Below are 10,424 nucleotides of genomic sequence, written 5' to 3'. Positions count from 1 at the left end.
GACGGCGGTGGAGAAAGCGACTCCGACCCCCTTTCTCTTCCGGCCGGCATCGTCGCCGCCTGCGACGAGATCGCGCGCGAGCGCGGCGGTGGCGATACCCTGGTGTTCCTGCCAGGCGAGCGCGAGATCCGCGACGCGCACCGCGCGCTCGAGGGCCGCAAGTACCGCCATACCGAGGTGCTGCCGCTGTACGCGCGGCTGTCGGCGCGCGACCAGGACCGGGTGTTCAATCCCGGCCCGCAGCGGCGCATCGTCCTGGCCACCAATGTCGCCGAGACCTCGCTCACGGTGCCGCGCATCCACTACGTGGTCGATCCGGGCGTGGCGCGGGTCAAGCGTTACAGCCCGCGGCAGAAGCTCGACCGCCTGCACGTGGAGCCGGTCTCGCAGGCCAGCGCCGAACAGCGCAAGGGCCGCTGCGGCCGCATCGCGCCCGGCGTCTGTTACCGGATCTATTCCGAAGCGGACTACCAGTCGCGTGCGCCGTACACCGACCCCGAGATCCGCCGCGCGGCGCTGGCCGGGGTGATCCTGCGGATGCTGTCGCTCGGACTGGGCGACATCGAACGGTTCCCGTTCGTGGAACCGCCGGATCCGCGCGCGGTGGCCGACGGCTGGCAGCAGTTGGCCGAACTGGGCGCCGTCGACGGGGAGCGCCGGCTCACCGCCACCGGGCGCAGCATGGCCAGGCTGGCGGTCGACGTGAAGCTGGCGCGGATGCTGGTGGCCGCCCGGCAACACGGCTGCCTGCGCGAGATGCTGGCGATCGCCTCCTTCCTCGGCATCCAGGACCCCCGCGAACGTCCCGCCGACCAGCGCGCCGCAGCCGACAACGCGCACGCGCTGTTCGCCGACCCGAAGTCGGAGTTCGTCGGCATCCTCAGACTCCGGGACGCCTACCGGGAAGCGCACGAGGATTCCACCCAGTCGCAACTGCGACGCTGGTGCGACAGGCATTTCCTCGGTTTCCTGCGCATGCGCGAGTGGCGCGAGCTGCACCGCCAGCTCAAGCTGCAGTGCGAGGAGCTGGGCTGGCCGGTCGGTCCTGTCGACGAACCCCTGGACAAGGCGATCGCCGCTCCCCGGCCGGAGACGGCCGGGCCCGAGAACCCGCGTGCCGGATCCGCACGCCAGGGGCGCCGGCGCGCACCTGCGGAAGCGCGCGGAGCGGCGAATGCGTACGCAACGCTGCACCGCGCGCTGATCGCCGGCCTGCCCACCCAGGTCGGCCAGCGCGGCGACCGCAACCTCTACGAGGGACCGCGCGGGCGCAGATTCCAGCTGTTCCCGGGCTCGACGCTGGCGCGCAAGCCGCCGCCTTGGGTGCTCGCGGCCACGCTGCTCGACACCGAGCGGGTGTGGTCGTTGACCAACGCCGCGATCGAGCCGGACTGGGCCATCGCCGAACTCGAACATCTGCTGGCGCGGCGCCACCACGACCCGCGATGGTCGCGCTCGCAGGGGCGGGTGCTCGGCAGCGAGCAGCTCAGCCTGTTCGGGCTGGTGCTGGCGCCGAAGAAGCCGATCGACTACGGGCGGCTGTACCCGCGCGAGGCCCGTGAACTTTTCCTGCGCGACGGGCTGGTGGCCGGAGAGATCAACCTGCGCAGCCCGTTCCTGGCGCGCAACCTCGCCACCCTGGAGCGCGCGCGCGAGGAGGAGGCCAAGCAGCGGCGGGTCGGCCTGGTGGTCGACGAGGAGTGGATGGCGCAGTGGTACGACGCCCGCATCCCCGCGCAGATCGTCGATGCGCGCTCGCTCGATGCCTGGGCCGGCAAGGCGCAGGAGCCGGAGCGGCGCGCGCTGGAATGGAGCGGCGAGGATCTGCTGGTCGGCGACGAGAGCGATGCGGCGCGGTTCCCGCCGACGATCGCGCTGGGCGAGGCACGGCTGGCAGTGCGCTACCGCTTCGAGCCGGGCGCGCCGGACGACGGGATGACCGTGAGCGTGCCGCTGCACCTGCTCAACGCGCTGGATCCGGCGCGCCTGAGCTGGCTGGCGCCGGGCTTCTACGAGGACAAGGCGGCGGCGCTGATCCGCGCGCTGCCCAAGGCGCTGCGCCGCAACTTCGTGCCGGCGCCGGATTTCGCCCGTGCCTTCGCCCAGGCGCATCCGCAGCCGGAGGCCGAGGCCTTCTCCGGCGCGCTCGCGCGCTTCCTGCAGCGGCTCACCGGGGTCGCCGTGACGGCGGTGGACTTCGACGGAGCGGCGCTGGACCCGCACCTGCGCATCAACCTGCGCCTGCTCGCGCCCGACGGCCGCCAGGTGCTGGCGGAGACGCGCGACCTCGACGCGCTGCGCGCCGAGTTCGGCGAGCGCGCCGCCCGCGCCTTCGCGGCGCGGGCGGCCGAGGGCATGGCGCGCGAGGGCATCAGGGAGTTTCCGGCCGAGCCGGTGCCGCGCTCGGTGCCCGGAGTCGGCGGCGTGGCGGCGTATCCGGCGCTGGCCGACGAGGGCGACAGCGTCGGCCTGGCGGTCCATGCCGACCCCGCGCGGGCCGATTCGCTGCACCCCGGCGGCGTGCTGCGGCTGCTGCGGATCGCGCTGGAGATCAGGCTGCGGCAGGCGCGCAAGCAGTTGCCGGTGGCCCCGAAGACGGCACTCCTCTACGCCGCGATCGAGGCCGCCGCTCCGCGCGCGCCGGAGCCGCGCGGTGGGGACCTGCTGCGCGAGGACCTGGTCGAGGGCGCCTTCCTGGCACTGGCCGCCGACGGTCTCGTCGGGATCCGCGATGCCGCGGCCTTCGCCGCGCGCCGCGACGCGATCGCGCGCACGCTGTTCGCCGAATCCACGCGCCGCCTGCGGCTGGCCGAGAGCATCCTCGAGCGCATCGCGGAGATCCGCGCCCGCCTCGACTCGGGCCTGATGGGCTGGGCGCGCGCCAACCTCGACGACATGCAGGCGCACCTGGCAGCGCTGGCGCCGCCGGGCTTCCTGCGCGACGTCCCGGAGGCGCTGCTGGCCGAATATCCCCGCTATCTGCAGGCGCTGGCGCTGCGCGCCGAACGGGCGCTGCGCGACCCGCTGCGCGACCAGCAGCGGATGCTGGAGCTGGCGCCCTTCGTCGAGGCGCTGCGGCAGGCCGAGGTCGAGGGCGAAGCGGGCGATCCTGGCTGGCGCGGATTCGCACGCGACCTGGAAGAGCTGCGGGTCTCGCTGTACGCCCAGGAGCTGGGCGCCCGTGGCGGCGTGTCGCCGAAAAAGCTGGCGCGCCGCCTGGATGCGTTGCGGGCCGGGTGACCCCGTCCCCGCCGACCGGAACCGCGATCCCGGTCGACGCGATGCCGCGGGTCCGGCGCACTACTCGATACGGCGCACCTTGGCCCGGGTGTTGTAGCCGTCGATCCGCAGCCACCAGACGCCCAGCGAGCCGGGGCGGATCGTGACCTTCGGGTCGGTCGCGCGTACGCCGGCCAGGGTCGCGGCTTCGGTCTGCTCCCAGACCTGGCCGTTGTCGAGGGTGTAGCGCCGGCCCTTGGCGAAGCCGTTGAACTCGCCGACCAGGTGGCCCTCGATCGGCTCGTTCGTACCGAAGTCGAAGAAGCCGCGATGCTTGCGCACCACTTCCTGGCGGCCTTCCTCGCGCGCCTGCTCGACCGCCGCCGCCGCGTCGTCGCCGGCCCGGCGCTGCAGCCAGGCGTCGAGCGCCGCCAGTTCCTCCGGCGCCAGCTTGTCGAGGCCGGCGGCGCTGAACTCCTGCGGCGTCATCCGCTCGCGGATCGATTGCTGGGCCACGGCCTGGGCGGCGCAGGCCAGCAGCAGGATGGCGGTCAGGAGGCGGAAGGCACGCATCGGTCTGTTCCTGGTAGGCGGACATCATTAGTGTAGTCCGTCCATACCCGCTCCGTGACCGTCGTGGCGTCCGCCGACCGTACCCCGCTGGACACCCTGCTCGCGCTGCCGGCCGCGGCGGCGCTGACCCCGGCGCTGCGCGCGCTGCTGGCGGAAGCGGCGGCGACGGCGGGCGCCGCTACCGGGCCGGACGAGCCCCTGCCGCTGCTGGCCGATGCGCTGCGCGCGCTGGCGCTGCTGCACGCCGACGGCGAGGTGGTGGCCGCCGCGATCCTGCACGCGTCGCCGGCCTGGGCAACCGCCATCGAGGGCACGCTGGCGCGCCATCATCCGGGCGTGGCGACGCTGGTCGACGGCCAGCGCGCCGCGCAGCAGGTCTGGGCGCTGCATGCCGAGCGCGACGGCCAGGGCAATCAGGAGGGGCTGCGCCGCCTGCTGCTGGCGATCGTGCGCGACCTGCGGGTGGTGCCGATCCTGCTGGCGCGGCAGCTGGCCTGGATGCGCGCCGCGACCGGCGCGCCGGACGACGAGCGCCGCGCGCTGGCGCGCCTGGCCCGCGACATCCATGCGCCGCTGGCCAACCGCCTGGGCATCTGGCAGCTGAAGTGGGAACTCGAGGACCTCGCGTTCCGCTACCTGGAGCCGGACACCTACCGGCGCATCGCCGGCCTGCTCGACGACAAGCGCACCGGCCGCGAACGCTACATCGACGCGGTCAGGCGCAGCCTGGAGCAGGCGCTGGCCGAACAGGGCGTGCGCGGCGAGGTCGCCGGCCGTCCCAAGCACCTGTACAGCATCTGGAAGAAGATGCAGCGCAAAGGGGTGCCGTTCGGCGAGCTCTACGATCTGCGCGCGGTCCGGGTGCTGGTGCCCGATGTTCCCGCGTGCTACGCCGCGCTGGGCGTGGTGCATGCGCTGTGGACGCCGGTGCCGAGCGAGTTCGACGACTACATCGCCCGGCCCAAGCGCAACGACTACCGCTCGCTGCACACCGCCGTGATCGGGCCGGAGGGCAAGACCCTGGAGGTGCAGATCCGCACCTTCGACATGCACGAGCAGGCCGAGCTGGGCGTGGCCGCGCACTGGCGCTACAAGGAGGGCGGCAGCGGCGACGCGTCGCTGGAGCGCAAGATCGAGTGGATGCGGCGCCTGCTGGAGGCGCACCAGGAGGGTGGCGACGAGACCTCGCTGGCCGGCGCGCTGGACACCGAGCTGCTCGAGGACCGCATCTACACCCTGACCCCGCGCGGCGAGGTCATCGACCTGCCGCGCGACGCCACGCCGCTGGATTTCGCCTACCACGTGCACACCATGGTCGGGCACCGCTGCCGCGGCGCCAAGGTCAACGGGCGCATCGTGCCGCTCGACCACAGGCTGCGCAGCGGCGATCGCGTCGAGATCCTCACCGGCAAGACCGCCGAGCCGCGGCGCGACTGGCTGATGGCGGCCAACGGCTACCTGGCCAGCGGCCGCTCGCGCGACAAGGTGCGCGCCTGGTTCCACAAGCTCGACCGCGACCGCAACCTGCGCGACGGCCACGAGCTGCTGGATCGCGAGCTCAAGCGCCTGGGCCTGCAGCACGCCGATCCGGCGCCGGCGTTGCGCAAGTTCAACGTCGCGGGTCTCGACGATCTGTACGTGCTGGTGGCGCTGGGCGACGTCGGCCCGCACCAGGTGACGCGGGCGCTGCTCGAACACGAGCAGCCGCAATCGCCTGCGGTCGCCGCGCCGCGGGCGCCGCGGCGACCGCCGAAGCCGAGTTCGGCGTTCAGCGTGGTTGGCGTCGACAATCTGCTGGTGCAGATCGCGCGCTGCTGCCGGCCGCTGCCGGGCGAGGCGATCGCCGGATATCTCACCCGCTCGCGCGGCGTGAGCGTGCACCGCGCCGACTGTCAGGCGCTGCAGCGGCTGGGCGCCCGCCAGCCGCAGCGGCTGCTGCCGGTGGAATGGGGCCGCAGCGGCGGGGCGCACGATGCCGACGTCGCCGTCGAGGGCGTGGACCGCAAGCACCTGCTCAAGGACCTGACCAATCTGATCGCCCAGGAGGACGCGCACGTGCTCGGCATCAGCAGCGAGGGCGGCCGCGGCCTCGGCCGGACGCGCCTGCGCCTGCAGCTGCGGGTCCGGGATTTCGGCCAGCTGTCGCGGCTGCTGGGCAGGATCGAGGGCATCGCCGGCGTGGAGCGCGCCTATCGCGAATAGCTGCCGGCCGCGGCTGCGGACGCGCGGCGCGGATGCGGCCGTCTGCGCGACGGCTGCCACTGCCGGCAGCCGATGGCGGATCGGGCCGGTATCGGTGCGGCTTGCGGCCGGTGGAGGGAAACCCGGGCCGGTCCAGGTGCGGCGATGCGCGCCGCCGCCGGCGCTCGCGGTCCCCGCGGGCGCGCAGCGTCGACCGGCTTCTCTTATGCTGCGCGCGTGAATCGTGATGGCGATCCCAATGCTCATGCGAGTGCCAGCGCCGCCGCGTCGCGGAGGCGGGCGGCAGCGCGTGCGTGGCCGGGCTGGCGGCGCCACTGGCGCTGGGCGGCGGCGATCGCCGGGGTCTTCCTGCTGCTGCTGATCGCGGTGCGCCAGCCGCTGGCCGACCTGCTGTGGCCGCAAACCCGTGCCGAGACGCTGCGCGAGGAGGCCGCATCCGCGCTGCAGCGCGGCCACCTGAGCGCCGCCGACGGTAGCGGCGCGCGCGAGCTCTACGAGGCCGCGCTGGCGATGGAGCCGGACCGCGGCGAGGCGCGCGAGGGACTGATGCGGGTGGCGCTGGCGGCGCTGGAACGCGCGCGCCGGGCCACCGCGGAGAACCGCTTCGCGGACGCGCATGCGGCCCTGCGCCTGGCGCGCGAGCTGTCCGCGCCGCGCGAGGGGGCCGCCGCGGCAGCCGATGCGCTGCGCCGCCGCGAGGCGGCTCATGCGGGCCTGGATCAGCTCTGGGAACGCGCGCAGCGGGCGCACGAGGCGGGGCGGCTGCACGGCGGCGCCGATACGGCGTTGCCGCTGTACCGGCGCATCCTGCAGCTCGATCCGGGCAACGCCGACGTGCTGCGCGCCCGCGAGGACGCCATCGCCGAGCTGCTGCAGCAGGCGCGCGCCGGGCTGCGGCAGGGCGAGCTGGCCAGCGCGGCGGCGGCGGTGGCGCTGGCGCGCGAGTTCGATCCCGGCCACGTCGACCTGCCGGATACCGGGGCGCGGCTGGCCGAGGAGCGCGACGCGGCCCTGTCGGGCGCCGCCGCGGACCTGGAAGCCGGACAGCTGGAACGGGCCGAGCAGCGCTACCGCCAGTTGCTGGAGATCGATCCCGGCGCGGCGGACGCGCGCGCGGGTCTCGATCAGGTCGGCGTGGCGCTGGCGCAGCGCGCGGCGCGACTGGCCGCGGATTTCCGTTTCGCCGACGCCGACGCGGCGCTGGCGCGCGCATCCGCGCTGGCGCCCGACCACCCGGCGGTGCTGGAAGGGGCACGGCAGGTCGAGCGGGCCCGGCGCCTGAAGGCGCAGCTCGGGCCGAAGCTGTCGCCGCGCGAGCGCGCCGCGCGGGTGCGCGAACTGCTGGCGTCCGCCGCCGCAGCCGAGGAGCGCGGCGACCTGCTGACCCCGCCGGGCGAGAGCGCCTACGACCGGCTGCGCAGCGCGCGCGCGATCGCTCCCGACGATCCCGGCGTGCGACGCGCCGGCGAACGGCTGCTGCCGGTCGCGCGCGAGTGCTTCGAGCGCGAACTGCGCAGCAACAGCCTCGGCCGTGCCCGCACCTGCTTCGACGTCCGCGTCGCCCTGGCCGACGACGTCGGCGACCTGGCGCTGGCGCGGCGGCGCCTGGCGCAGCGCTGGCTGGCCATCGGCGACGAGCGCCTCGGTGCCGGCGAACTGGCGCCGGCCCGCGCCGCCGCGGCCGCGGCGCGCGACATCGATCCGGCGGTTCCTGGCCTGACGGAGTTCGTCCAGCGCCTCGACCGCGCCTCGGCCCGCGCCGAGTAGCCGAGCCCCCGGCCCTGCAGCGCGGTGCGCCCCTTGTAGGAGCGTGCCATGCGCGCGAAAGCCCGCGCACTCGCCGGCGCGCGGAATCACCGCGAACCCGGCCGGAGCCGCCCGCGGCCTTCGCGGCTATGGGCCGCTCCTACGGGAATCGGGTGGACACAAACCCCTGTAGGAGCGTGCCGTGCACGCGAAAGCCGGCACGGCTGGCAATCCCCGGATTCACCGCCAACCCGCGGAGACTGCCCCGGCCCCGCCGCCATCGTCCGCTTGCGGAGGAACGCCCCGCGCCGCTCAGCCCGCCCGCGTCGCCCCGGCGACCTCGCGTAGCAGGGAGTCCAGGCGTGCGGCGATCCGGCTCCAGCCGTACTCCTCCACGCCTTCGGGTCCCAGCGCCAGCCCCTCGTCCAGTCCGCGGCGCGCTTTCGCTGCCTCGAGCGCCGCCAGGCGGTGGCCGATCGCCGCATCGGTGTTGGCGCAGGCCCAGCCGCGCCGCAGCTCCCCCACCATCGCGGCGACCGGATCCGCGCCGTTGCCCAGGTGCAGGACGGGCCGCCCGGCGCCGAGGTATTCGTAGAACTTGCCCGGGATCTGGGTCATGTCGTCGTTGGCGATGTTGACCAGCACGTCGGCGCGGCGCTGCAGCGCCAGGATCGCCGTGTGCGGCAGGAAGCCGAGCAGGCGGATGCGTTCCGGCGCGGCCTTCGCAGCCGCCAGGATCGCCTCGGGCACGGTGACCGCGGCGATGCTCAGGCGCGTTTTCGGGTGGTGCGCGAGCGCGCCGAGCAGCGCATCGATTCGCCGGAAGCTGTAGAAGCTGCCGGTGTAGAGCAGTTCCAGCCGTGCGGGGTCGAAGATCGCGCCGTCGGCGACGGGCGCGGCGTCGACGGCGCGGTCGTCGTAGCCCTGCGGCAGCACCGCGATCGCAGCGGATCCGCCGTGGCGTTCGCGCAGCAGCGCGGCGGCGCCCGGGTTGGTCACGGTGACGAGGGCGGCCCGGTCGCACACCGCCCGCTCCAGGCTCCGCGCCCGGCGGCGCCAGCGTGGCGCGGTATAGCTGGCCAGCACCGGGTCGCCGAGGTCGGCCACCCAGGGCAGCGCCCGGCGCGCGGCCAACAGCCCGAGTTCCAGGGTGGTGGCGGGCTCGTGCGAACTGATCACCACGTCCGGCGCGACGGCCTCGAGCACGCGCCGCAGCTCGCGCCGGCCCCAGGGCCGCCATTCGCCGCGGATGTCGGGGAAGTGCACGTACTCGGCGATCTTCTGCACGACCTCGGAAACGCGCTGCTTCCAGTTGCGCGGCGGCCGGATCGGATAGGGCGTCGCGCCCGCGGCCCGCACCGCCTCGCGCTGCACGCCCTTGCGCACCACCGCCAGGATCCCGCGCACCGGCCCGGGAAAGCTGCGATGCACGTGCACGCCCGCAGGCAGCGCCGGCAGTCCGGGCGTCCGGCCGCCGAGGTCCGGTGCCAGTACGTGCACCTCGTGACCGAGCGCGGCCAGTTCCCGGCACAGGTAGGTCCAGCGCAGCGACTGCGGCGAAGGGCTGGGCGGGAACTCGTAGGCGATCAGGAGCAGCCGCATCAGCCTCGGGCCGGGGGGAAGGAGGCGGCGATGGTGGCCCGTGCGGCATCGAATGAGAAGTGGGTGCGGACGTTGGCGGTACCGGCGCGCGCCAGCCGCGACCACAGCGCCGCGTCCTCGTGCAGGCGCACCACCGCGTCGGCGAACGCCTCGGGTGCGTCGGCGACCAGCAGCTCGACGCCGTCGGCCGCGTGCATCCCCTCGGCGGCGCAGGCGGTGGCCACCACCGGCATGCCGGCGGCCATGCACAGGTTGATCTTGCCCTTGACGCCGGCGCCGAAGCGCAGCGGCGCCAGGCCCACGCGGCAGCGGGCGAGCAGCGGGGCGAGCTCGGGGACGTGGCCGTGCAGGTGCACGCCCGGACTCGGCGGCAGCCCCGCGACCGCCTCCGGCAGGCCGTCGCCGACCACCTGCAGCTCGCACCGCGGCAGGCGCGCGCGCACGCGGGGAAAGATCTCCGCCAGCAGCCAGCGCAGCGCATCGACGTTGGGCGGGTGGCGCGCGCCGCCGACGAACAGCAGCCCGTCGCGCTCGGCGAATCCGGCCGGCGACTCCTCGGCCCGATGCAGGTTGGGCAGCACCGCGACGCGCGCTTGCGGCAGCGCTTCGCGCAGCAGCGCCGCCTCCACCGGGCTGACCACCCAGGTCACGTCGGCCTCGGCCACCGCGCGCAGTTCGCGTCGACGGGTGATCGCCGCCAGCCGTCGCAGCCGGCCGTCGTCGCCCAGCTCGGCTTCGCGCCGTTCGCGCAGGTGGTGCAGGTCGACGGTGTCGAGCACGACGCGCACGCCGGGTGCGATCCGCCGCGCCAGCGGGACCAGGAACTCGGCAAGGTGGTAGCGGCTGACCACCAGCACGTCGAAGCCGCGCAGGTACCGGGCGAACCAGTCCGGATACCCGCCGGCGCCGGCGTGCACCACCACCCCCAACGCACGCAGCGCCTCGGCGTAGGCGCCGGCGTCGGCGCGGTCGTCGGGCAGGAATTCGACGCGGTCGCCGTCCTCGGCGAGCACCCGCATCAGGTTGAAGGCGCGCAGCGAGCCCGAGTCGCGGTCCGGACGCGGGGTGCTGACGTCGACCAG

The 10,424-nt window shown here is 74.7% G+C and carries 6 protein-coding genes; 3 read left to right on the top strand and 3 right to left on the bottom strand.

Features of this window, described 5'->3' with window-relative positions; all coding sequences use genetic code 11:
- On the top strand, positions 1-3,240 hold a 3,240-nt coding region (locus tag H0E84_RS19260), incomplete at its 5' end, for a DUF3418 domain-containing protein (protein WP_257644320.1).
- Between the two features lie 60 nt (positions 3,241-3,300).
- On the opposite strand, the gene H0E84_RS19255 is transcribed toward H0E84_RS19260, so the two are convergent.
- Entirely contained in the window at positions 3,301-3,792 is a 492-nt protein-coding gene (locus H0E84_RS19255) for a hypothetical protein (RefSeq protein WP_180680282.1), read from the bottom strand.
- A 54-nt stretch (positions 3,793-3,846) separates the two neighbouring features.
- Here H0E84_RS19255 and H0E84_RS19250 point away from each other — a divergent pair, with 54 nt between their 5' ends.
- Together H0E84_RS19250 and H0E84_RS19245 are read left to right on the top strand one after the other, a co-directional pair.
- Positions 3,847-5,994, top strand: coding sequence for a RelA/SpoT family protein (locus tag H0E84_RS19250; RefSeq protein WP_180680281.1), 2,148 nt, complete (start codon positions 3,847-3,849; stop codon positions 5,992-5,994).
- 216 nt (positions 5,995-6,210) lie between these two features.
- Positions 6,211-7,761, top strand: coding sequence for a hypothetical protein (locus tag H0E84_RS19245; RefSeq protein WP_180680280.1), 1,551 nt, complete (start codon positions 6,211-6,213; stop codon positions 7,759-7,761).
- Between the two features lie 291 nt (positions 7,762-8,052).
- Here H0E84_RS19245 and H0E84_RS19240 read toward each other — a convergent pair whose 3' ends face one another.
- A complete protein-coding gene (locus H0E84_RS19240) occupies positions 8,053-9,342 on the bottom strand; it encodes a glycosyltransferase (protein WP_180680279.1) in 1,290 nt (429 codons plus the stop codon).
- Positions 9,342-10,424: glycosyltransferase (locus H0E84_RS19235; RefSeq protein WP_180680278.1), on the bottom strand; the 1,083-nt coding region annotated here is incomplete at its 5' end. The genes H0E84_RS19235 and H0E84_RS19240, both read right to left, overlap by 1 nt.

The organism is Luteimonas salinisoli (assembly GCF_013425525.1).
GTDB classification, from domain to species: Bacteria; Pseudomonadota; Gammaproteobacteria; order Xanthomonadales; family Xanthomonadaceae; genus Luteimonas; species Luteimonas salinisoli.
Note: the sequence above shows the minus strand (reverse complement) of the source record. Positions and strands in the feature narration are given on the sequence as shown.

Excerpts from the sequence above, each read along its gene's own strand:
- H0E84_RS19240 (WP_180680279.1), bottom strand. The coding sequence starts at position 9,342 with ATGCGGCTGCTCCTGATCGCCTACGAGTTCCCGCCCAGCCCTTCGCCG.
- H0E84_RS19255 (WP_180680282.1), bottom strand. The coding sequence starts at position 3,792 with ATGCGTGCCTTCCGCCTCCTGACCGCCATCCTGCTGCTGGCCTGCGCC.